This window comes from Streptomyces sp. NPDC046727, assembly GCF_040645635.1.
Classification (GTDB): domain Bacteria; phylum Actinomycetota; class Actinomycetes; order Streptomycetales; family Streptomycetaceae; genus Streptomyces.
The window spans coordinates 24,326-46,108 of record NZ_JBEYYR010000017.1 but is presented as its reverse complement, the minus strand read 5'-3'; the positions used below and the strand labels follow the sequence as shown (position 1 = coordinate 46,108).

Below are 21,783 nucleotides of genomic sequence, written 5' to 3'. Positions count from 1 at the left end.
GGGATAACCCACAGCCTGTGGACAACCGATGGGCGCCGGACCGGATAGCGTTAACATGACGAGAAATCGTCCGGTACCCAGAGCGGACTGGAACGGGAAGGCCGCCGTCGCGTGAGTACAGTCCACCAGCCAGACAGCAAGGACCGCCCCGCGCGGCTCACCGTCGGCGTCGTCGGCGCCGGCCGAGTGGGCCCCGCGCTGGCCGCGTCCCTCCAGCTCGCCGGGCACCGCCCGGTGGCCGTCTCCGGAGTCTCCGACGCCTCCCGCAGGCGCGCCGAGACCATGCTCCCGGACGTCCCGCTGGTGCCGCCCGCCGAGGTGCTCCAGCGCGCCGACCTGGTGCTGCTCACCGTCCCCGACGACGCCCTGCCCGGTCTGGTCGCCGGGCTCGCCGAGACCGGCGCGGTACGGCCGGGGCAGCTGCTCGTGCACACCTCCGGCCGGTACGGCGCGAAGGTCCTCGACCCCGCCACGCGCGCGGGCGCGCTGCCGCTGGCCCTGCACCCGGCCATGACCTTCACCGGCACGCCCGTGGACGTCCAGCGCCTCGCGGGCTGCTCCTTCGGCGTCACCGCGCCCGAGGAGCTGCGGCTGGCCGCCGAGGCCCTGGTGATCGAGATGGGCGGCGAGCCGGAGTGGGTCAGCGAGCAGAACCGCCCGCTGTACCACGCGGCCCTGGCCCTCGGCGCCAACCACCTGGTGACCCTGGTCGCCCAGTCGATGGAGCTGCTGCGCACGGCGGGCGTGGCGGCGCCCGACCGGATGCTCGGCCCGCTGCTCGGCGCCGCCCTGGACAACGCGCTGCGCTCCGGTGACGCCGCCCTGACCGGGCCGGTCGCGCGCGGGGACGCCGGCACGGTCGCCGCGCACGTCACGGAGCTGCGCAAGCACGCCCCGCAGGCCGTGGCGGGCTATCTGGCGATGGCCCGCGCGACCGCCGACCGCGCGCTCGCCCATGGCCTGCTGAAGCCGGAACTCGCCGAGGACCTCCTCGGGGTACTCGCCGACGGCGGCCTCGCGGGCCACAACGGCCGCGGAGGCGACGGCAGCCGCGGAGGCGACGCAACCGGCGGTACGACCGGCGACGACGGCACCGACGGCACGACCGGCACCGAGGGGAACGACCGATGACCACCGCCCTGCTGAGCACCGCCGAAGAGCTGCACGCGCGCGTGCGTCACGGCCGCCGCGCCGTCGTGATGACCATGGGCGCCCTGCACGAGGGCCACGCGACCCTGATCCGCACCGCGCGGGAGATCGCCGGCCCGGACGGCGAGGTCGTCGTCACGGTCTTCGTCAACCCGCTGCAGTTCGGCGCGGGCGAGGACCTGGACCGCTACCCGCGCACCCTGGACGCCGATCTGAAGCTCGCCGAGCAGGCGGGCGCGGACGCCGTGTTCGCGCCGTCCGTGGACGAGGTCTACCCGGGCGGCGAACCCCAGGTGCGTGTCTCGGCGGGCCCGATGGGCGAGCGCCTGGAGGGTGCCTCGCGGCCCGGCCACTTCGACGGCATGCTCACCGTCGTCGCCAAGCTGCTGCACCTCACCCGGCCCGACGTCGCCCTGTTCGGGCAGAAGGACGCCCAGCAGCTGGCCCTGATCCGGCGCATGTCGCGGGACCTGAACTTCGGCGTCGAGATCGTCGCCGTACCGACCGTGCGCGAGGAGGACGGGCTCGCCCTGTCCAGCCGCAACCGCTACCTCTCGCCGGACGAGCGCCGCAGCGCGCTCGCGCTGTCCCGCGCGCTGTTCGCGGGCCGGGACCGGCACGCGGCGCAGGAGGCGCTGCGCGCGCGGGCCCGGGAAGTGCCCTCCACGCACGCGCGTGCCGAGGCGCTGAGCGCCATAGGAGAGTCCCGCGCGGCGGCCGACGCGCACGCGGTGGCCACCGCCGTGCCCGGCGCCGCCGCGGCCGTCCGGGCCGCCGCCCGCCAGGTCCTGGACGAGGCCGCCCGCTTCGACCCGCCGCTCCGGCTGGACTACCTGGCGCTCGTCGACCCCGCCGACTTCACCGAGATCGGCGACGACTTCACCGGCGAGGCCGTCCTCGCCGTCGCCGCCCGGGTCGGCACGACCCGGCTGATCGACAATCTTCCCCTCACCTTCGGAGCCGCCTCGTGACCAGCACAGGCATACGACTGCACGCGCCCGCCCCCGGCTGGGCCATCTCCGCGGACGTGATCGTCGTCGGTTCCGGCGTGGCCGGCCTGACCGCGGCCCTGCGCTGCGAGGCCGCGGGGCTCACCACGGTGGTGGTCACCAAGGCCCGGCTGGACGACGGCTCCACGCGCTGGGCGCAGGGCGGCATCGCCGCCGCCCTCGGCGAGGGCGACACGCCGGAGCAGCACCTGGCGGACACCCTCGTGGCCGGCGCGGGCCTGTGCGACGAGGAGGCCGTACGGATCCTGGTCACCGAGGGCCCGGACGCGGTACGGCGGCTCATCGAGACCGGCGCGCACTTCGACGAGTCCTCCGAAGGGGAGCTGGAACTCACCCGCGAGGGCGGCCACCACCGGCGCCGGATCGCGCACGCCGGCGGGGACGCGACCGGCGCGGAGATCTCCCGGGCGCTCGTCGAGGCCGTACGCGCGCGCGGGCTGCGCACCATCGAGAACGCGCTGGTGCTGGACCTGCTGACGGACGCCGAGGGTCGCACGGCCGGGGTCACCCTGCACGTGATGGGCGAGGGCCAGCACGACGGCGTGGGCGCCGTGCACGCCCCCGCGGTGGTCCTCGCGACCGGCGGCATGGGCCAGGTGTTCTCGGCGACCACCAACCCGTCCGTGTCGACCGGTGACGGCGTGGCGCTGGCGCTGCGCGCGGGCGCGGAGGTCAGCGACCTGGAGTTCGTGCAGTTCCACCCGACCGTGCTGTTCCTCGGCGCGGACGCGGAGGGCCAGCAGCCGCTGGTCTCCGAGGCGGTGCGCGGCGAGGGCGCCCACCTGGTCGACGGCGACGGCGTGCGCTTCATGGTGGGCCAGCACGAGCTGGCCGAGCTGGCACCGCGGGACATCGTCGCCAAGGGCATCCTGCGCCGGATGCTGGAGCAGGGCGCCGAGCACATGTACCTCGACGCCCGGCACTTCGGCGCCGAGATGTGGGAGCACCGTTTCCCGACCATCCTGGCCGCCTGCCGGGCCAACGGCATCGACCCGATCACCGAGCCCATCCCGATCGCGCCGGCCGCCCACCACGCCTCCGGCGGCGTCCGCACCGACGCGCACGGCCGCACCACCGTGCCGGGGCTGTACGCGTGCGGCGAGGTCGCCTGCACCGGCGTGCACGGCGCCAACCGGCTCGCCTCCAACAGCCTCCTCGAAGGCCTCGTCTACGCCGAGCGGATCGCCGCCGACATCGCCGCCGCGCGCGCGGCGGACGGCCTCCACGCGCGCGTGCCCGCACCGGTCGAGCACCCCGACACCCCCGCGCACCCGCTGCTGGCCCCCGAGACCCGGTTCGCCATCCAGCGGATCATGACCGAGGGCGCGGGCGTGCTGCGCTCCGAGGAGGGTCTCGCGCGGGCCGCCGAGCAGCTCCAGCAGCTGCACGCCGAGGCCCGCGGCGCGCTCGCCGAGAACGGCAAGACCGCCGAGCCCGGCGTCGACGCCTGGGAGGCCACGAACCTGCTGTGCGTGGCCCGGGTCCTGGTAGCCGCCGCGCGGCTGCGCGAGGAGACCCGCGGCTGCCACTGGCGCGAGGACCGCGCCGAGCGCGACGACACCACCTGGCGGCGCCACATCGTCGTACGGCTCAATCCGGACCGGTCGCTGGCCGTACGCACCACCGACACCGCAGACTTCCCCCCTATCCGGTAACACAGCGGCCCCAGGAGCAGTGACAGACGTGAGCACCGACGACCTTCCTCTCGCCCCCACCGGTGGCTGCGGCGACGGCTGCGCCTGCGGCGCCGAGGGCGACGAGGAGTACCTGGAGTGCGGGCTGGACCCCGCGCTCGCCGAACTGCTGGCCGCTGCCGGACTCGACCCCGTCGAGGTCGAGGACATCGCCAACGTCGCCATCCAGGAGGACCTGGACGGCGGGGTGGACGTGACCACGGTCTCGACCATCCCCGAGGACGCGGTGGCCACCGCCGACTTCACCGCGCGCGAGGCGGGCGTCGTGGCCGGCCTGCGGGTCGCCGAGGCCGTGCTCTCCGTGGTCTGCACGGACGAGTTCGAGGTCGAGCGGCATGTCGAGGACGGCGACCGGATCGAGGCCGGGCAGAAGCTGCTGTCGGTCACCACGCGCACGCGTGACCTGCTCACCGCCGAGCGCAGCGCGCTGAACATCCTGTGCCGGCTGTCCGGCATCGCGACCGCCACGCGCGCGTGGGCGGACGTCCTGGAGGGCACCAAGGCCAAGGTCCGCGACACCCGGAAGACGACGCCCGGCCTGCGCTCGCTGGAGAAGTTCGCCGTCCGCTGCGGCGGGGGCGTCAACCACCGCATGTCGCTGTCCGACGCGGCCCTGGTGAAGGACAACCACGTGGTCGCCGCCGGCGGCGTCGCGCAGGCCTTCAAGGCCGTACGGGAGGCCTTCCCGGACGTGCCGATCGAGGTCGAGGTCGACACCCTGCACCAGCTGCGCGAGGTCGTGGAGGCGGGCGCCGACCTGGTCCTGCTGGACAACTTCACGCCCGAGGAGTGCGCGGAGGCGGTCGGGATCGTCCGCGGGCGGGCCCTGCTGGAGGCCTCCGGCCGGCTCACGCTCGACACCGCGCGCATGTACGCCGACACCGGCGTGGACTTCCTGGCGGTCGGCGCGCTCACCCACTCCTCGCCGATCCTGGACATCGGCCTGGACCTGCGCGAGGCGGAGTAAGGGCGATGCTCCTCACGATCGACGTCGGCAACACGCACACCGTCCTCGGCCTGTTCGACGGCGAGGACATCGTCGAGCACTGGCGCATCTCCACGGACGCGCGGCGTACGGCGGACGAGCTGGCGGTGCTGCTCCATGGACTGATGGGCATGCACCCGCTGCTCGGCGAGGAGCTGGGCGACGGCATCGACGGCATCGCGATCTGCGCGACCGTCCCGTCGGTGCTGCACGAACTGCGCGAGGTCACCCGGCGGTACTACGGCGACGTCCCCGCCGTCCTGGTCGAGCCGGGCGTGAAGACGGGCGTGCCGATCCTCACCGACAACCCCAAGGAGGTCGGCGCCGACCGGATCATCAACGCCGTCGCGGCCGTCGAGCTGTACGGCGGCCCGGCGATCGTCGTGGACTTCGGTACGGCGACCACGTTCGACGCGGTCTCCGCGCGCGGGGAGTACGTCGGCGGGGTGATCGCGCCCGGCATCGAGATCTCCGTGGAGGCGCTCGGCGTGAAGGGCGCGCAGCTGCGGAAGATCGAGGTGGCCCGGCCGCGCAGCGTGATCGGCAAGAACACCGTGGAGGCCATGCAGGCGGGCATCGTGTACGGGTTCGCCGGCCAGGTCGACGGGGTGGTCAGCCGGATGGCGCGGGAACTGGCCGACGATCCGGACGACGTGACGGTGATCGCCACGGGCGGGCTCGCGCCGATGGTGCTGGGGGAGTCCTCGGTGATCGACGAGCACCAGCCGTGGCTGACGCTGATCGGGCTGCGTCTGGTCTACGAGCGGAACGTGTCGCGGCTGTGAGGGGCGGCCGGCGCCCGTAGGGGTGCCGGCCTCGCCGCCGAACCCGGGGCGAGGGCGTCCCGGTGGCCCCGGACGAGGGAAAACACGGGGCGACACGCACCGAAACACTGCCCCCATTCGTCACTTTTGTCCGATTAGCGGTACCGTCGCCGCATGCCCACGCCATTCGGATCCCGCGGCGGCATGGCGTTCGGCGTGGAGGAGCTGCGTGTGCTCCGCCGCGCCCTCGCCCTTGCCCTCCACCCCGGTCACGCGTCCGCCGAGGACGTGCAGGACTGCTTCCGGCTCGCCGAGTCGCTCGACGAGGCGATGTGCGAGGGGGCCAGACTGCGTGCCTTCCTGGTGGCCGACCTGGGCCGCTACCGGGCCGCCCTGCCGGGCACCGCCGCCGGTTACCTCACCCTTCTGGAGGAGGCGCTCGGGGCCGGGCACCGGCCTACGGCGGACGATCTCGCCGCGCTCCGGGCGCTGCGCGGCAATCCCGCCGCGGCGGCGCTGCTGGACCGCTGCCAGGCGCTGGCCGAGCAGGATGTGCGGGCGCGGTTCGCGCAGGGCGCGCGCAAGGTGCCGGCGCCGGCCGTGCCGCCCGCGAGAACGCGTCTGCTGGCCCTTGCGGGCGGCGCGGGAGAGGCCGGGGTCCGCCAGGGCGAGGAGCAGGCCGAGGAGCCGTCCAGGCCGCCGCAGAAGCCCGCGCCGAAGCCGGCGCCCGGGCCGGCGGAGCGACCGGCACCGGAGCCGGAGCCGGTGGCGCCGAAGCGGCCCATTCCCACGCCGGGGGAGGTCTTTCCGCGCCGCAAGCCGACGCCGCCCGCCGAGTCGACCGAATCCCGACAACTAGCCGCCGGCTGACACCCCCGGCCTCCGGCCGGCAACGTGTTCCCCACCCGCGCCGCCCGTGCGGCCTTCGTGGCCGGGTGCGGGTGGCCCTGGTGGGTCGTGCCCGCCGTGGGCAGCTGCCCGGCGGTGGGTGGATTGTTCTGCCGTCCGCGCCGCCGGCCCGTGCGGCTTTCGTCGTCGGGTGCGGGTGGCCCTGGTGGGTCGTGCTCGCCGTGGGCGGCTGCCCGCCGGTGGGTGGATTGTCTTGTCATCCGCGCCGCCCGTGCGGTCTTCGTGGCCGGGTGTGGGTGGCCGTGGGTCGTTCCCGCCGTGGGCGGCTGGCCGCCGGTGGCGGCTGCCCGGCGGTGGGTGGATTGTTCTGCCGTCCGCGCCGCCGGCCCGTGCGGCTTTCGTCGTCGGGTGCTGGTGGCCCTGGTGGGTCGTGCCCGCCGTGGGCGGCTGCCCGCCGGTGGACGCCCTGAGGGTCGTCGGCCGTTGCCGGCCGGTGGACGCCCTGAGGGTCGTCGGCGGTGGGTGATTGGTGTACCCCGCCCCTTTCGCCCCGGCCCCGGTGGCTACTCTGGTGCCATGGACTATGTCTCCGCGCTCGTGCCGCCGGTCGTCATGGCCGCGCTCTTCATCGGTGTGGTCAGGGTGATCGTGAAGACCCAGGGCGGGGCCGCCAAGGCCAAGGAGGACGCGGCCGTCGACGCCGCCCTCGCGCGCGTGGAGGGTGCCCGCAACGCCCCCACCACCGGCGACGCCTGATACGACCCCTCGCCCCGGCGCTTTCCGGGCCGTACGTCCTTTTTGTTCGCTTTTGTAGTCCTAGCGCACGTCCGGCACGCCATTGCCGGGATCCCCCACTATTGTCTGAGCTGTGCCTCGCCCATTGGGAGAACTCGAAGACGCGGTCATGACGCGGGTGTGGAAGTGGAACCGCCCGGTGACCGTTCGAGAAGTCCTGGAAGACCTGCAGCAGGAACGCTCCATCGCGTACACCACCGTGATGACCGTTTTGGACAATCTCCATCAGAAGGGCTGGGTGCGCCGCGAGGCCGAAGGGCGGGCCTATCGATATGAGGCCGTGTCGACACGAGCCGCGTACGCCGCAGCCCTGATGAACGACGCCTGGTCGCAGAGCGACAACCCGGCCGCCGCTCTCGTCGCCTTCTTCGGGATGATGAGCGAGGAACAGCGTCAGGCCCTGAGGGACGCCGTACGCATCGTCCAGGGGCCGGAACAAACCCAGGAAGCCGCCGAACCCCGGCAACAGGAACCTCCGGAAGCCCGCCAAGAGGAGAACCCCGGCGCGGCGGAGGACGCGGACGGGCGATAGCGTCCGCTCATGTCAGCAGAGCGTCCCGAAGTCTCCGCAAAAGCCATCACCGTCCGGCGGGCCCGGACCAGCGATGTCCCCGCCGTGCGCCACCTCCTCGATGCCTACGTCCGTGACCGCATCCTGCTCGACAAAGCCACCGTCACGCTTTACGAGGACATCCAGGAGTTCTGGGTCGCGGAACGCGACGACAACGCCGAGGTGGTCGGCTGCGGCGCGCTGCACGTCATGTGGGAGGACCTCGCGGAAGTCCGCACTCTGGCGGTGAAGCCCGGGCTCAAGGGCGCCGGCGTCGGCCATCAGTTGCTGGAGAAGTTGCTCCAGACCGCCCGCTGGCTCGGCGTTCGGCGCGTTTTCTGTCTGACCTTCGAAGTGGACTTCTTCGGGAAGCACGGCTTCGTGGAGATCGGGGAGACGCCGGTCGACACCGATGTGTACGCGGAGCTCTTGCGTTCCTATGACGAGGGCGTCGCGGAGTTCCTCGGTCTCGAACGAGTGAAGCCGAACACCTTGGGCAACAGCCGGATGCTTCTGCATCTGTGATCGTCATTGCCCCGGTGCCCTATGTCCGAAACGCGTATGTTTCCGGGCGCGGGCGGTCCGCTGAGTCACTCCCGGGGGTTTGTGTTTTTCCGGCAAAAGCGGTTTGCTTTCCGACGTACTGCAGTACTGCATATAACAGGGGCGGCGAAACGGCGGACGCCGCACACCCCTGGTCCTCAACGTTATCGATGAAAGGAAATGCGGTGGCACAGAAGGTTCAGGTCCTTCTTGTCGACGACCTCGACGGCGGCGAGGCGGACGAGACCGTGACGTTCGCGCTGGACGGCAAGACGTACGAGATCGATCTCACGACTGCCAATGCGGACAAGCTGCGCGGCCTTCTCGACCCCTATGTGAAGGGCGGACGTCGTACCGGCGGCCGTGCTTCCGGTGGGCGTGGAAAGGCGCGTGTCGCCTCCAACGGCAGCCAGGACACTGCGGCGATCCGCGCGTGGGCGAAGGAGAACGGTTACGAGGTCAACGACCGCGGCCGTGTTCCCGCGTCCATCCGCGAGGCCTACGAGAAGGCCAACGGCTGATTCCGCCGCACGGCGGGATTCCCGGCGCACGCGCGCCGCAGCCGGACCCGGTGACACTGCGCTGCCACCGTGTCCACCAGTCGTACGAGATCGGGGGCGCTCCCCTCGCGCCCCACGGCCGACGCGGCCGGCGCAGAGGGAACGACGGGCATGGCCGGCATGGCGGGCAGTGAGGCCTCGACCTCGCGCCCCGGTCCGGGGGGCCGCAGCCACACAGCGGCCCCCTGCATGGATTCCCCCCACCCGGATTCGGCCCGTGCGCGTTCGGTTCGTACGGACTCGGCTCGTGGAGAGCCGGTCCGTGGGAATGCGGCCCGCGGGGATGCGGCCCGTACGGATTCAGGCCGTACGGCGGCGGCTCCTGCGGGCCGCGCCGGTGCCTCCAGCGCGCCTCCCGCCCCGAGGGCCCGCAGGTCCAGGGCCACGCCGCCCCACTCCAGCCAGTCCAGCAGCCCGGGCAGCTCCTCCGCGCCGCCCGCGGCCACCAGCAGCTCCATCCGGTCGCCCCGAAGGGCCACCGGAGAGCCCGGTGCGAGATGCCGGAGCGCTGCCGCGCCCGCCTCGGCCGGCACGTCCAGCACGTCGAACCGCACCCCCGTGAGCAGCCGCAGCGGCCGGCCGGGCACTGTCGGCCACCCCAGATCGTTCTCGTACCAGTGCCGGGTCCGGACGTCCGGATCCGCGGCGGCCGCCGCCCCCGGGTCGTGGGGCCGGCGAGGAAGGGGGACCGTGGAGGTCATGGAGACCGAGCCAACCATGCCAAGTGCAACCGCCGGACCCCCCTTCAGGTTACGCTGGGTGCCCTGTCGGCTGCGAAGAGTGCCGAAAGAGGGGGCGCGTGGGGGCCGGGAGAGGCGCAAGGTTGTTCGCCCATAGCGGAGCGAACCGGTGCGCGCGGCATGGAGTGTCAGTCCCTGCGGGTAAGACATGCCTAGTGGGAGGGGGCGACACGCAGGACGGGCCGTCTCACGTTCGCCATCGGCGTACTGGCGACTGGGGTAACTGCCTGGCCTGCGGGAACATCGTCTCGCACCATCGGGTTGGAGCAGATGTCGGCGTTCGGGGTCAGGAGGCCATCGACGGTGTCGGCAGTTGGAATGAGCGGTCCCCGCTTGCGGGACTAAGCTGCGGAAGGACAGGGAGGGGAAGTTCCCCCCACTGCCTGACCGCTCTGAGGAGCGATTAACGATGTTCGAGAGGTTCACCGACCGCGCGCGGCGGGTTGTCGTCCTGGCTCAGGAAGAAGCCCGGATGCTCAACCACAACTACATCGGCACCGAGCACATCCTCCTGGGTCTCATCCACGAGGGCGAAGGTGTCGCCGCTAAGGCCCTGGAGAGCCTCGGCATTTCGCTTGAGGCGGTCCGCCAGCAGGTGGAGGAAATCATCGGCCAGGGCCAGCAGGCCCCGTCCGGGCACATCCCCTTCACCCCCCGTGCCAAGAAGGTCCTGGAGCTGTCGCTCCGCGAGGCCCTTCAGCTGGGCCACAACTACATCGGCACGGAGCACATCCTGCTCGGCCTGATCCGTGAGGGCGAGGGCGTCGCCGCCCAGGTCCTGGTCAAGCTGGGCGCAGACCTCAACCGGGTGCGGCAGCAGGTCATCCAGCTGCTCTCCGGTTACCAGGGCAAGGAGACCGCCACCGCCGGCGGCCCGGCCGAGGGCACCCCCTCGACCTCCCTCGTCCTGGACCAGTTCGGCCGGAACCTCACCCAGGCCGCTCGTGAGTCCAAGCTCGACCCGGTCATCGGGCGCGAGAAGGAGATCGAGCGGGTCATGCAGGTGCTGTCCCGCCGTACGAAGAACAACCCGGTCCTGATCGGTGAGCCCGGCGTCGGCAAGACCGCCGTCGTGGAGGGCCTCGCCCAGGCCATCGTCAAGGGCGAGGTGCCCGAGACCCTCAAGGACAAGCACCTCTACACGCTGGACCTCGGCGCCCTGGTCGCCGGCTCCCGCTACCGCGGTGACTTCGAGGAGCGCCTGAAGAAGGTGCTCAAGGAGATCCGCACCCGCGGCGACATCATCCTGTTCATCGACGAGCTGCACACGCTGGTCGGTGCGGGTGCCGCCGAGGGCGCCATCGACGCCGCTTCGATCCTGAAGCCGATGCTGGCCCGCGGTGAGCTGCAGACCATCGGTGCGACCACCCTGGACGAGTACCGCAAGCACCTGGAGAAGGACGCGGCCCTGGAGCGCCGCTTCCAGCCCATCCAGGTCGCCGAGCCGTCCCTGCCGCACACGATCGAGATCCTCAAGGGTCTGCGCGACCGGTACGAGGCGCACCACCGCGTCTCCATCACGGACGAGGCACTGGTCCAGGCCGCCACCCTGGCCGACCGGTACATCTCGGACCGCTTCCTGCCGGACAAGGCGATCGACCTGATCGACGAGGCCGGTTCCCGGATGCGCATCCGCCGGATGACCGCTCCGCCGGACCTGCGCGAGTTCGACGAGAAGATCGCCGCCGTCCGCCGGGACAAGGAGTCCGCGATCGACTCGCAGGACTTCGAGAAGGCCGCCTCCCTGCGCGACAAGGAGAAGCAGCTCCTGGCCGCCAAGGCCAAGCGGGAGAAGGAGTGGAAGGCCGGCGACATGGACGTCGTCGCCGAGGTCGACGGCGAGCTGATCGCCGAGGTCCTCGCCACGGCCACCGGCATCCCGGTCTTCAAGCTGACCGAGGAGGAGTCCAGCCGCCTGCTCCGCATGGAGGAGGAGCTGCACAAGCGGGTCATCGGCCAGAACGACGCCGTCAAGGCGCTGTCGAAGGCGATCCGTCGTACGCGTGCCGGTCTGAAGGACCCGAAGCGTCCGGGTGGTTCGTTCATCTTCGCCGGCCCGTCCGGTGTCGGTAAGACCGAGCTGTCCAAGGCGCTCGCCGAGTTCCTCTTCGGTGACGAGGACGCGCTGATCTCCCTCGACATGTCGGAGTTCAGCGAGAAGCACACGGTGTCGCGTCTCTTCGGTTCGCCCCCCGGCTACGTGGGCTACGAAGAGGGCGGCCAGCTGACCGAGAAGGTCCGCCGCAAGCCGTTCTCCGTCGTCCTCTTCGACGAGGTCGAGAAGGCCCACCCGGACATCTTCAACTCGCTGCTGCAGATCCTGGAGGACGGTCGCCTGACCGACTCCCAGGGCCGGGTCGTGGACTTCAAGAACACGGTCATCATCATGACGACCAACCTCGGCACCCGGGACATCTCCAAGGGCTTCAACCTCGGCTTCGCCGCCGCGGGTGACACGAAGACCAACTACGAGCGCATGAAGAACAAGGTGTCGGACGAGCTGAAGCAGCACTTCCGCCCCGAGTTCCTCAACCGCGTCGACGACGTGGTCGTCTTCCCGCAGCTGACGCAGGCGGACATCCTGCGGATCGTCGACCTGATGATCAGCAAGGTGGACGAGCGCCTGAAGGACCGGGACATGGGCATCGAGCTGTCCCAGTCCGCCAAGGAGCTGCTGGCCAAGAAGGGCTACGACCCGGTGCTGGGCGCCCGGCCGCTGCGCCGCACGATCCAGCGCGAGGTCGAGGACACGCTGTCGGAGAAGATCCTCTTCGGCGAGCTGCGTCCCGGTCACATCGTGGTCGTGGACACCGAGGGCGAGGGCGACGCCGCCACCTTCACCTTCCGGGGTGAGGAGAAGTCGGCTCTGCCGGACGTCCCGCCGATCGAGCAGGCCGCGGGTGGGGCTGGTCCTAACCTGAGCAAGGACGCGTAAGCGTCACGATCGAGTGAAAGGGGTCGGTGCCTTCGGGCACCGGCCCCTTTCGCGTGTTCAGCGCTCCTCCAGGACGACGTTCGCCTCGGGGAAGAGGCCGGCGTAGCGGGAGAGCGGGAAGGAGTATCCGGGCCGGTTCTGCAGGATCACCGAGCGCAGTTCCGGAAGCCGGGGCGCCAGGAGGGACAGGTCCTCGTGGCCGAGCAGCGAGGTGATCCGCATCGCCTCGACCCGCGGCAGTGCGGCCATGGCGTCGATGGACCCTGGGAAGTCCTCGAAGAGGCGCCCGTGCAGATCCAGGTTGGTCAGCTCGGGCAGTTCGGTGACCGCCTCCCAGTCGGCGCCGGTCAGTTCCGCGGTGAGCGGGCCCAGGCTGAGCGTCCGCAGCCGCGTCCAGTGCTGCAGTCCGCGCAGCCCCGTCGTGTCGGTGCTCCCGCGGCCCAGGAAGAGGAAGGCGAGCGGCGCGTCGACGGGCAGGCTCTCGGTGAGGTCGGTGCCGGGCAGTTCCTGGGCCACCGAGAGTTCGATGGGGGACCGCAGGGAGCGCAGGCCCCGCACGTCGGCGATCGAGCCGATGGCGAGATTGGTGATCGGCAGGTCGGACAGGTGGTGCAGGCCCGTCGCCCGCGGACAGAAGTCCATCACGAGCCAGTCGAGCGTACGGAACGCCGTCAGGGCGCTCAGCTCTGCGAGATCGGGGTTGTCCCGCAGCCGGAGCAGTGTGACCGCCTCGGGCGTCCGGACGGCGGTGATGACGTCCTCGATCCGGTGCGGGCCGTGGAAGGAGAGGCTGTGCCAGGGGCGCATCCGGGGCAGGGCCGCGCGCTGCTCGGCGGAATCGCAGGTCAGGACGAGGTGCGCACGGTCCAGGTGGTCCAGGACCTCCGCCGCGTAGGCATCGGGGTCGAACCGGGACCAGGTGCCCACGAGCTGGCGTCGTACGTCGATGTCCGGGTGGTCGCGGAACCGCCGCAGCACGGCCATCGCGCCGTCCGGTTCCTCCGTGCCGAGCAGGGAGGCGGTGACGGTGACTCCCTGCGCCTGAGCGTCCGTCAGCCCCTCCGGGCCGGGCAGCAGTTCCAGCACGAGGGGCCCGGCCTCCGCCAGTGCCCGCGCGTCCTCCGGTGTGTGCGGTGGGATCAGCGCCGCCGCGCGCGCCTCCACCTGGGACCGCACCCCCGGCTCCAGGGCCGCCGCGTGCTCCAGGCAGGCCAGCGCCAGCAGGGTGAGCCGGGTGGTGTCGCGGGCCAGCAACTGCCGTAGCACCGTGGCCCGCTCGCGTGGCCGGGCGTGGGCCACCGCCATGCGGATGACGTCCTCCCACTGGGTGTCGTCGGCGTGGCCGACGAGGACGTCCAGGTGGCCCTCCTCCACGGCGTAGCGCGCGCCGAGGTAGTCCTGGAAGGTGCGGTGGACGAAGTCGACGACTCCTTCGGCCGGTTGGCGGAGCAGGCCGCTCCGCAGCAGCAGCGCCCGCAGTACCGTCGCCGCGTCCCCCCGCGCCGAGGCGACGGTCGGCAGGGACCGTTCCACGATCCCCTCGGCGGTGTCGGCGTCCATCTCCGTGCGGCCGCTCAGGACCAGCGCGTACGCCAGCCGCTGCAGCAGCTCCACCTGCGCTTCCTCGCCCAGTTCGGTGCTCATCCCGCGCTCCCGGTCGCGGCGGGCGAGGAGCATTGCGAGGGCAGCGTCGTACAACTCCTTGCGGCCGGTGGGGAGGTAGCCGCGGCGTTCGCGGTGCAGGGCGCAGATCAGGCCGCACATCAGGGGGTTGGTGGCCAGGCGGGCCAGGTCGCGCTTCGTGCGGAGGGAGTCCAGGAGCGGGCCCTCGTACTCGGGCGCCCGCGCCGCCTCGTGCCAGCGGTGGACGAACGTCGCGACCTCGGAGCGGCGCATCGGGGCCAGGGTCAGCTCCCGGAAGCCCTCCTGGGCCAGCCAGTCGGGGCGTACGGCGGTCGGGCGGGAGGTGAGGAGGACGTCGTTGCCGGGGTGGGCGGCGAGCAGGGAGCGCAGCCAGTCGCGGGTGCGGTGGCGGTCGGCGGCCGGTATCTCGTCCAGGCCGTCCACCAGGACCAGGCCGCGGCCCGCCGTCAGGACGCGTTCGGCCCAGCCCTCCGGCGGGGTCAGCGGGCAGCCGACCGCGGTGAGGAAGTCGGCGGGCGCGGGCAGCGGGCCGGTGCGGATCAGGGTGCGCAGCGGGAGGACGTACGGGACGCGGTCGGCGTTGCGGGCCGAGGTGACCGCGAGCCACTGCACCAGCGTGGTCTTGCCGGAGCCGGCGTCGCCGCGCAGCAGCACGCGGGAGCCGCTGACCAGCGCCTCCTCGGCGGGCAGCCGGCCGGCGGTGGCGGGCGGGCGCTCGTGGGGCTCCAGGTCGGGCGTCCGCTCGTCCTCGGCGGTCGCCTCCAGGCTCAGGTAGGCGACTTCGAGGGGCCAGCGGTCGGGGGAGTCGCGCAGGTCGATGCCGTAGATGGTGATGTGGTTGTGCCGGTCGGCGACGTAGGGCAGGTAGCGGCGTTCGAAGGCGAGGTCCAGGGCGTCGGGGCGGGGGGTGCGGGCGATCAGCTCGTCGATCTTGGCGATCAGTTCCCGCTGGGTCCGGGTCTGCTCGACCAGGGTGCGGGCCACAAAGGTGGAGCGTCGGGTGAAGAACTCCAGGATGTGCAGGCAGGCCCACTGGGTCGCCGAGTCGAGGAAGGCGCCGGCGTCGGCGGACAGGCCGTCCGGGGGCGGGGCGTGGCGGTGCAGCAGCCGGGCGAGTTCCTGGCTGCCGAGCCGTACGGCCTGGACGTCGTCCATGTCCAGGTCGCCCAGGGCGAGCAGCCGGCGGGCCAGGGCGTCGGTGACGGCCGTCTCCTCGTCGGGCGGGAACGGCCGCTCGCCCGGGGAGGCGAGGGCCTCGGCCACCAGCCGGCCGGCGAGCCGGCGCACCTCCTTCTCGCCGAGGGTGCGCCGCTCGCCCCGGAAGGACACGAGAGCGGACAGCCGTACCGGCCGGTCGACGAGTCCCGCGCCCGGACCGTCCTGGACGAACAGCTTCTTCACCAGCGGGCCGATCAAGCTGGAGGCCAGCTTGCTGCCCAGTACGGCCGGCTCCATCCGCCACCCCCGTGTGCGTACGACGTACGGAGGGAGCCTAGCCAGCGCGATCGGTGCGCGTTAGGACAACTGGCCGTTGTAGTCCGGCAGTTTGAAGGTCTTCTCGGCGTGCCCGCCGGAGAGGTCCGTGGCGCTGTTGCCGATGTTCGCGATGATCGTGTAGCCGTCGTTCTCGATGTCGGCGCGCTGGGCGGTCTTGTAGGCGGCGACGTCCTTGAAGAGGTCGAACAGGCCGCGGACGCGGAGGCCGGAGACCTCGTAGCCGTCGTGTTCGAGGTTGTACTCGGTCGGCAGGTAGATGATGCCCGGGCGGGCCGTGACGAGGAACAGGGAGACGCCGTGCTCCTGGGCGTACCTGGCCGCCTCCAGGACGGGCCTGTTGGCCGGCTGGGGGTAGCTGAAGCCGAAGTCGGTCTCCAGCGTGGTGTTGTCGATGTCGAAGACGATGGCCTGCTTCTCGCCGGGCCCGGCGGCGGCGATGCGCTGCTTCAGGTACGGCAGGGCCTGGTCCATGACGGCCTGGCAGTCCTTCTGCCAGGTCGCGTAGTCGACCTTGGCGGACGTGCTCGTGGCCGCCGTGCCCTTGGCCGGCGGGGCCGCCTGGGCCGGGGCGGCGAGCGCGGCCAGGGCGGCCGCGGAGACGGCGGTCACAAAGACGCGGCGCGCCCAGGGGCGTGTGGTCATCGGCGGGGTCCTCTCACGTGGCCTGAATGTCAGGGGCATGATCTGTGGCGAGAGTGGCGCGAGGGGAACCGTAGGGTTACTGGACGGTAGGCGCATAGAGGTCTGCGTCACATTTATGGATGCGCCGGTTTAGCGGGCCGGTGATATGGCGCACAGACGAAATGTCCGGTACTAGCACGCATAGTGGGATTCGCTATGCGGACAAAATGGACTTTTTATGCCCAACTTCGCCTAACCCTGCCATGAAAAACCGCCTCGTCAGAGGCGGTCGCCGGGCTATATGGGGTCTGTCAAGAAGTGCCCGATTTTGCGGTTTTCTACTATCTGCGACCGTAGACAGGGGTGTTTGGCTGCTTTTCGGGTGTTCGGTTACCAAGGGATAGCCGCTTCGGTGGATGTCCGTCGGACGTCCGCACGCCGGGTGGCCCACTTGTCCCCGAAGTTCACGAGGTCCCGATGTTCCGACGCTTCACGTCCCGCTCCTCCCGTACGTCCTCGCAGCGCAACCGCGTGGCCGTCCTGGCTGCCGGAATCGGCGCCACGGCCGTGCTGGGGACCGGGGTCGCGAGCGCCGCCACCGCGTCCGCCGCCTCCTGGGTCGACCCGGTCAAGAAGTACACGCTCTCCGCCAGCTTCATGCAGTCCGGCAGCCACTGGGTCGCCAAGCACAGCGGCCAGGACTTCGCCGTGCCGACCGGCACCGAGGTCGTCGCCGCGCACGGCGGCACCGTCGTCAAGGCCGGCCCGAACGGTGCCGGTGACGGTCCCGCGTACGGCAACGCCGTCGTCATCAAGCACGGCAACGGCACCTACTCGCAGTACGCGCACCTGTCCCGGATCGACGTCAGGATCGGCCAGATCGTCGGGACCGGCCAGCACATCGCCCTGTCCGGCTCCACCGGCAACTCCACCGGTCCGCACCTGCACTTCGAGATCCGTACGACCCCGAACTACGGCTCCGCCATCGACCCGGTCACGTTCCTGCGTGCCAAGGGCGTGAAGGTCTGACCTAACCCATCTCGCGGGCGTGCTCGTGCGCCTGCCTGATCAGGTCCAGGGCGACCTCGAGAACGGCTTCACGCTTCTTCTCGGGGTCGCCTTCGAGGTCCTGCATCACGAACATCCCGGCATGCAGCGTGAACATCGCGCTGACCGAGCGCACCTGGTCCACGAGCTGCGCCTCGGGGTCGATGAGGATGCTCCGCAGGCCGCGCATCCGGTCCTTGAAGGTGTCGCCGATGCGCAGTTCCCGGACCGTCGCCTGGTTCTCCTGCATGAAACGGAAGAGCGGTTCCGCGCCCGCGAGCGCCTCGCTGTAGCGGCGGACGATCTCCTCTTTGGTCTCCAGCGTGTGCGGCTGCTGCCTGCCCCACTCGATCAGGTCCTCGATCGGCTTCGTCAGGTCCTCGAAGAGGCTGACGATGATCTCTTCCTTCGTCTTGAAGTGGTAGTACAGGGCCGCCTTGGTGACGTCGAGACGCTCGGCGATCTCCCGCAGGGAGGTCTTCTCGTAGCCCTGCTCCGCGAAGAGTTCGAGCGCCACGTCCTGGATGCGCTGGCGGGTGTTGCCGCGGCGCTGCTGCTTGGTGCCGTCCATGGTGACGCCCATCCTCGTACTCCTCGCGCTTCCGCGGAAACTTACTTGACGCCCGGCTAGTAGCGGGTCTACCTTCCCAGTGTAGTCAGTACTAGCCGGGCGGCAAGTAAGTAAGCGCCCAGGGGGAAACGGGAAGACGATGGCGGACACGGTCGAAAACGTCGCAGAGGGCAAACAGCCCAGAAGTGTGCGGGTGGTACTGCTCGCGCTGATGATCGCGATGATGCTCGCGATGCTCGACAACATGATCGTGGGCACGGCGATGCCGACGATCGTGGGTGAACTGGGCGGCCTGGAACACCTCTCCTGGGTCGTCACCGGCTACACCCTGGCCACCGCGGCCTCCACCCCGGTCTGGGGCAAGATCGGGGACATGTTCGGGCGCAAGGGCGCCTTCCTCAGCTCGATCGTGATCTTCCTCATCGGTTCGGCGCTGAGCGGCATGGCCCAGGACATGGGGCAGCTGATCGGGTTCCGGGCCGTTCAGGGGCTCGGTGCGGGCGGTCTGATGGTCGGTGTCATGGCGATCATCGGCGACCTGATCCCGCCACGGGAGCGGGGCAAGTACCAGGGCATGATGGCCGGCGTCATGGCGCTGGCCATGATCGGCGGTCCGCTGGTCGGCGGCACCATCACCGACAACTGGGGCTGGCGCTGGGCCTTCTACATCAACCTGCCGCTGGGCGCGGTCGCGCTCGCGCTGGTCACCGCCGTACTGCACCTGCCGAAGAAGCGGGCCAAGGCGGGCATCGACTACCTGGGCGTCGTCCTGCTGACCGTCGGCATCACCTCCATCGTGCTGGTCACCACCTGGGGCGGCACCGAGTACGCCTGGACCTCCGCGCGGATCATGGAGCTGATCGGCATCGGCGTGGCCGCGCTGATCGGGTTCGTGTTCTGGCAGACCAAGGCCGCCGAGCCGGTCCTGCCGCTGCACATCTTCAAGAGCCGCAACTTCACCCTGATGGCGATCATCGGCTTCATCACCGGCTTCGTGATGTTCGGCGCCACCCTGTTCCTGCCGCTGTACCAGCAGGCCGTGCAGGGCGCCTCCGCGACCAACTCCGGTCTGCTGCTCCTGCCGATGCTCGGCGCGATGCTCGTGACCTCGATGGTCGCCGGACGGGTCACCACCAACAGCGGCAAGTACAAGATCTTCCCGATCGTCGGCGGTGTCCTGATGATCGTCGGTCTGTACCTGCTGTCTCTGATGGACACCGACACGACCCGGCTGACGTCCGGGATCTACATGGCCGTGGTCGGCGCGGGCATGGGCTGCCTGATGCAGATCACCATGCTGGTCGCGCAGAACAGCGTGCAGATGAAGGACATGGGTGTGGCGTCCTCCTCGGCCACCCTGTTCCGCACCCTCGGCTCCTCCTTCGGCGTGGCCATCATGGGTGCGCTGTTCAACCACCGGGTCCAGGACGTCATGGCCGAGCGGGCCGGCGCGCTGGGCAAGAACATCACCGAGAAGTCGGCGCAGCTGGACGCGAAGAGCCTGGAGAAGCTGCCGGCGCTGGCCCGCGACGCGTACCAGCATGCGGTGTCCTCCGGTACGCACTCCGCGTTCCTGCTGGGCGCCGGGATCTCGGTGCTGGTGCTGATCGCGGCGCTGTTCGTCAAGGAGGTGCCGCTGAAGGGCGGGCCGCAGAAGTCTTCGGCGGACGGCGCGGACGACGCTGCGCCGGCGGCTGTGGTCGAGGTCGTCTGAGGTTGCCCGAGTCCGAAGGCCCCGGTGGTGTCCGCCACCCGGGGCCTTCGGCCGTTTCCGCCCCCGGCCCGATGTCAGACCCCCGTGTCACCATCGGCTCATGGACAAGATCCGCCGCCTGCGTCTGGCCAAGGACGCCATGGACCGGGACTGGGCCGACCCCGGTCTCGACCTGGACGTGGTGGCGGCCCATGCCGGGTACTCGCGGTATCACTTCCTGCGCGCCTTCAAGGAGGCGTACGGCGAGACCCCCGGCCAGTACCTGACCCACCGGCGCATCGAGCGCGCCGAGGAGATGCTGCGCACCGCCAACCTGACGGTGACCGAGATCTGCACGCTGGTCGGCTTCAGCAGCCTCGGTACGTTCTCCGCCCGCTTCAAGGCGCGGACCGGCCTCACCCCGAGCGAGTACCGCACCGAGCACGTGGGCCGCGGCGCCGCCCTCATACCCGGCTGCTACGCGATGCTCTGGGCCGGCGGCTTCAACACCGCAACATCGAAGAAGCGCGCCGCACCCGGCCCTGCCTACGGTGACGAGCAGGAACAACAGCCGCGTGACAGGAGAGCGGAGCCATGATCAAGGGCTTGGGCATCACCACCGTATGGACCACCGACCAGCAGCGGACGAAGGCCTTCTTCACCGAGAAGCTGGACTTCGAGGTGCGCAGCGACCTCGCCATGGGCGACATGCGCTGGGTCACCGTCGGCGCCAAGGACCAGCCCGGCGTGGAGCTGGCGCTGATGAGCCTGGACGGCCCGGGCCTGGACCCCGAGTCCGCCGAGGCGCTGAAGAAGCTGGTCGCCAAGGGGGTGCTGGGGGCCGGGGCGTTCCGCACGGACGACTGCCGGGGTGACTTCGAGACCTTCAAGGCGCGGGGCGTGGAGTTCCTCCAGGAGCCGCAGGAGCGGCCGTACGGCATCGAGGCGATCTTCCGGGACGACAACGGCAACTGGTACTCGCTGACCGAGCGCAGCGAGGAGCTGGACTTCTCGAAGGACTTCGGGTGACCGCCGAAGCGGGGGTCCTGCCGGACCACACGGCCGTACGGGTCGCCCTGTGGCGGGCGCTGCACGTCCAGGCCGACCCGCCGCCGCACGTCGTCGAGGACGAGGTCGGGCTGCGGCTGGCGGATCCCGGCGACGGCTGGCGCGCCCGCCCGGACATGGACGAGCGGGACACCCGGCCCGTGCGGGCGTCCATCGCGGCCCGCGCCCGGTTCGTCGAGGACCTCGTCGTGGAGCGGGCCGCGCGGGGCGTCGACCAGTACGTGATCCTCGGCGCCGGACTGGACACCTTCGCCCAGCGCCGGCCGGAGATCGCCGCGGGACTGCGGGTGTTCGAGGCGGACCGGCCAGGACCGCAGGAGTGGAAGCGGCGGCGGCTGACCGAACTCGGGTACGACATCCCGGACCGGCTGCGGCTGGTGCCGGTCGACTTCGAGGGGGACTGGTGGGGGCAACTGCTCGCGGCCGGCTTCGACCCCGACCGCCCGGCGGTCGTGGCCTGCACCGGCGTCACCATGTACCTCACCCGGGACGCCATCGCGGCGAGCCTCCGGCGCATCGCGACGCTCGCCCCGGGCTCCGTGCTCGCCACCACGTTCCTGCGGCCGGCCGAGGACGTCGAGCCCGAGCTACGGCCCTTCCAGCAGGCGGCGGAACGCGGCGCCCGCGCCTCCGGCACGCCGTTCCTCAGCTACTTCACGCCCCCGCAGATGCTGACCCTGACCCGCGAGACCGGCTTCCGCGAGGCCCGTCACATATCGGCGGAAGACCTCACCCAGCGCTACTTCACCACCCGAACGGACGGCCTGCGCCCATCGAGAGCGGAGGAACTGGTACTGGCGACGACCTGAGGGGCTTGACGGGGTGGCCGCGCGGGAGCGCCGACCGGAGGGGCCGGAGAGCGGATGCCGACTGGTGAGTCCGGCCTCCCGGGCCACCGCGAGGGACGCGCCCGCCCGTCGCCCAGGGTTCACTGCTCCGTCGCAGGCGGCCATCGCCCGTTGCCCCCGGCCGCACCACCCCGTCGCCAGCCGCTCATCGCCCCTCGCCGCCCCGCCGTGTGGGTCGTGGCGCGCTGCCGGGCGTCGGCGTCTTGTCGCCTCGCCGCCG

General features: G+C 71.2%; 20 protein-coding genes. 16 read left to right on the top strand and 4 right to left on the bottom strand.

Features of this window, described 5'->3' with window-relative positions:
- Window positions 1-111 precede the first annotated feature (111 nt).
- From ABZ937_RS21910 to ABZ937_RS21865, 10 genes are all read left to right on the top strand, one after another.
- Window positions 112-1,131 (top strand): DUF2520 domain-containing protein, encoded by a 1,020-nt coding sequence (locus ABZ937_RS21910; RefSeq protein WP_361694285.1) that lies wholly within the window; start codon window positions 112-114, stop codon window positions 1,129-1,131.
- Window positions 1,128-2,120: a pantoate--beta-alanine ligase gene (panC, locus tag ABZ937_RS21905; RefSeq protein WP_361694283.1), complete on the top strand. Its 993-nt coding sequence runs from the start codon at window positions 1,128-1,130 to the stop codon at window positions 2,118-2,120. Before ABZ937_RS21910 ends, panC begins: the two co-directional genes overlap by 4 nt.
- On the top strand, window positions 2,117-3,814 hold the full coding sequence (locus ABZ937_RS21900; RefSeq protein ID WP_361694281.1) for an L-aspartate oxidase: 1,698 nt from the start codon (window positions 2,117-2,119) through the stop codon (window positions 3,812-3,814). The genes panC and ABZ937_RS21900 overlap by 4 nt, the downstream gene beginning before the upstream one ends.
- 28 nt (window positions 3,815-3,842) lie before the next feature.
- Window positions 3,843-4,820, top strand: coding sequence for a carboxylating nicotinate-nucleotide diphosphorylase (gene nadC, locus ABZ937_RS21895; protein ID WP_361694279.1), 978 nt, complete (start codon window positions 3,843-3,845; stop codon window positions 4,818-4,820).
- Between the two features lie 5 nt (window positions 4,821-4,825).
- Window positions 4,826-5,623, top strand: a complete 798-nt coding sequence (locus tag ABZ937_RS21890; protein WP_361694277.1) for a type III pantothenate kinase — start codon at window positions 4,826-4,828, stop codon at window positions 5,621-5,623.
- Between the two features lie 183 nt (window positions 5,624-5,806).
- A complete protein-coding gene (locus tag ABZ937_RS21885) occupies window positions 5,807-6,472 on the top strand; it encodes a hypothetical protein (RefSeq protein WP_361694489.1) in 666 nt (221 codons plus the stop codon).
- A gap of 555 nt (window positions 6,473-7,027) precedes the next feature.
- Window positions 7,028-7,207, top strand: a complete 180-nt coding sequence (locus tag ABZ937_RS21880; protein WP_361694275.1) for a hypothetical protein — start codon at window positions 7,028-7,030, stop codon at window positions 7,205-7,207.
- A gap of 112 nt (window positions 7,208-7,319) precedes the next feature.
- Complete coding sequence (locus ABZ937_RS21875) at window positions 7,320-7,778, top strand: BlaI/MecI/CopY family transcriptional regulator (RefSeq protein WP_361694273.1); 459 nt, start codon at window positions 7,320-7,322, stop codon at window positions 7,776-7,778.
- 9 nt (window positions 7,779-7,787) lie between these two features.
- On the top strand, window positions 7,788-8,321 hold the full coding sequence (locus ABZ937_RS21870; RefSeq protein ID WP_361694271.1) for an amino-acid N-acetyltransferase: 534 nt from the start codon (window positions 7,788-7,790) through the stop codon (window positions 8,319-8,321).
- Between the two features lie 203 nt (window positions 8,322-8,524).
- The gene (locus ABZ937_RS21865) at window positions 8,525-8,860 is read left to right on the top strand and encodes an Lsr2 family protein (protein ID WP_361694269.1); all 336 of its coding nucleotides are present in this window, start codon (window positions 8,525-8,527) and stop codon (window positions 8,858-8,860) included.
- Here the strand turns inward: ABZ937_RS21865 and ABZ937_RS21860 are convergent.
- Window positions 8,839-9,600, bottom strand: coding sequence for an SCO3374 family protein (locus ABZ937_RS21860; RefSeq protein WP_361694267.1), 762 nt, complete (start codon window positions 9,598-9,600; stop codon window positions 8,839-8,841). The two genes, ABZ937_RS21865 and ABZ937_RS21860, sit on opposite strands and share 22 nt — an antisense overlap.
- A 448-nt stretch (window positions 9,601-10,048) precedes the next feature.
- Between ABZ937_RS21860 and ABZ937_RS21855 the strand changes: the two genes are divergently transcribed.
- A complete protein-coding gene (locus ABZ937_RS21855) occupies window positions 10,049-12,574 on the top strand; it encodes an ATP-dependent Clp protease ATP-binding subunit (protein ID WP_361694265.1) in 2,526 nt (841 codons plus the stop codon).
- A gap of 57 nt (window positions 12,575-12,631) precedes the next feature.
- Here the strand turns inward: ABZ937_RS21855 and ABZ937_RS21850 are convergent, their stop codons facing one another.
- Together ABZ937_RS21850 and ABZ937_RS21845 are read right to left on the bottom strand one after the other, a co-directional pair.
- Window positions 12,632-15,673: an NACHT domain-containing protein gene (locus tag ABZ937_RS21850; RefSeq protein ID WP_361694263.1), complete on the bottom strand. Its 3,042-nt coding sequence runs from the start codon at window positions 15,671-15,673 to the stop codon at window positions 12,632-12,634.
- A gap of 60 nt (window positions 15,674-15,733) precedes the next feature.
- A complete protein-coding gene (locus ABZ937_RS21845; RefSeq protein ID WP_361694261.1) occupies window positions 15,734-16,357 on the bottom strand; it encodes an HAD family acid phosphatase in 624 nt (207 codons plus the stop codon).
- Between the two features lie 456 nt (window positions 16,358-16,813).
- Here ABZ937_RS21845 and ABZ937_RS21840 point away from each other — a divergent pair, with 456 nt between their 5' ends.
- A complete protein-coding gene (locus tag ABZ937_RS21840) occupies window positions 16,814-17,365 on the top strand; it encodes a M23 family metallopeptidase (RefSeq protein ID WP_361694259.1) in 552 nt (183 codons plus the stop codon).
- 1 nt (window position 17,366) lies between these two features.
- Here the strand turns inward: ABZ937_RS21840 and ABZ937_RS21835 are convergent, their stop codons facing one another.
- The gene (locus tag ABZ937_RS21835; protein WP_361694257.1) at window positions 17,367-17,966 is read right to left on the bottom strand and encodes a helix-turn-helix domain-containing protein; all 600 of its coding nucleotides are present in this window, start codon (window positions 17,964-17,966) and stop codon (window positions 17,367-17,369) included.
- Between the two features lie 127 nt (window positions 17,967-18,093).
- Between ABZ937_RS21835 and ABZ937_RS21830 the strand changes: the two genes are divergently transcribed.
- The 4 genes from ABZ937_RS21830 (at window position 18,094) to ABZ937_RS21815 (ending at window position 21,524) form a co-directional block, all read left to right on the top strand.
- A complete protein-coding gene (locus tag ABZ937_RS21830; protein WP_361694255.1) occupies window positions 18,094-19,668 on the top strand; it encodes an MDR family MFS transporter in 1,575 nt (524 codons plus the stop codon).
- 100 nt (window positions 19,669-19,768) lie between these two features.
- Window positions 19,769-20,245: a helix-turn-helix transcriptional regulator gene (locus ABZ937_RS21825; protein ID WP_361694253.1), complete on the top strand. Its 477-nt coding sequence runs from the start codon at window positions 19,769-19,771 to the stop codon at window positions 20,243-20,245.
- Window positions 20,242-20,676, top strand: a complete 435-nt coding sequence (locus tag ABZ937_RS21820; RefSeq protein ID WP_361694251.1) for a VOC family protein — start codon at window positions 20,242-20,244, stop codon at window positions 20,674-20,676. The genes ABZ937_RS21825 and ABZ937_RS21820 overlap by 4 nt, the downstream gene beginning before the upstream one ends.
- The gene (locus ABZ937_RS21815) at window positions 20,673-21,524 is read left to right on the top strand and encodes a class I SAM-dependent methyltransferase (protein ID WP_361694249.1); all 852 of its coding nucleotides are present in this window, start codon (window positions 20,673-20,675) and stop codon (window positions 21,522-21,524) included. Before ABZ937_RS21820 ends, ABZ937_RS21815 begins: the two co-directional genes overlap by 4 nt.
- Window positions 21,525-21,783: the final 259 nt, after the last annotated feature.

Bases quoted from the DNA above. Each gene is read 5' to 3' on its own strand.
- panC (WP_361694283.1), top strand. From the start codon at position 1,128: ATGACCACCGCCCTGCTGAGCACCGCCGAAGAGCTGCACGCGCGCGTG.
- ABZ937_RS21890 (WP_361694277.1), top strand. From the start codon at position 4,826: ATGCTCCTCACGATCGACGTCGGCAACACGCACACCGTCCTCGGCCTG.
- ABZ937_RS21885 (WP_361694489.1), top strand. From the start codon at position 5,807: ATGGCGTTCGGCGTGGAGGAGCTGCGTGTGCTCCGCCGCGCCCTCGCC.
- ABZ937_RS21880 (WP_361694275.1), top strand. From the start codon at position 7,028: ATGGACTATGTCTCCGCGCTCGTGCCGCCGGTCGTCATGGCCGCGCTC.
- ABZ937_RS21870 (WP_361694271.1), top strand. From the start codon at position 7,788: ATGTCAGCAGAGCGTCCCGAAGTCTCCGCAAAAGCCATCACCGTCCGG.
- ABZ937_RS21860 (WP_361694267.1), bottom strand. From the start codon at position 9,600: ATGACCTCCACGGTCCCCCTTCCTCGCCGGCCCCACGACCCGGGGGCG.
- ABZ937_RS21855 (WP_361694265.1), top strand. From the start codon at position 10,049: ATGTTCGAGAGGTTCACCGACCGCGCGCGGCGGGTTGTCGTCCTGGCT.
- ABZ937_RS21850 (WP_361694263.1), bottom strand. From the start codon at position 15,673: ATGGAGCCGGCCGTACTGGGCAGCAAGCTGGCCTCCAGCTTGATCGGC.
- ABZ937_RS21845 (WP_361694261.1), bottom strand. From the start codon at position 16,357: ATGACCACACGCCCCTGGGCGCGCCGCGTCTTTGTGACCGCCGTCTCC.
- ABZ937_RS21840 (WP_361694259.1), top strand. From the start codon at position 16,814: ATGTTCCGACGCTTCACGTCCCGCTCCTCCCGTACGTCCTCGCAGCGC.
- ABZ937_RS21835 (WP_361694257.1), bottom strand. From the start codon at position 17,966: ATGGGCGTCACCATGGACGGCACCAAGCAGCAGCGCCGCGGCAACACC.
- ABZ937_RS21830 (WP_361694255.1), top strand. From the start codon at position 18,094: ATGGCGGACACGGTCGAAAACGTCGCAGAGGGCAAACAGCCCAGAAGT.
- ABZ937_RS21825 (WP_361694253.1), top strand. From the start codon at position 19,769: ATGGACAAGATCCGCCGCCTGCGTCTGGCCAAGGACGCCATGGACCGG.
- ABZ937_RS21820 (WP_361694251.1), top strand. From the start codon at position 20,242: ATGATCAAGGGCTTGGGCATCACCACCGTATGGACCACCGACCAGCAG.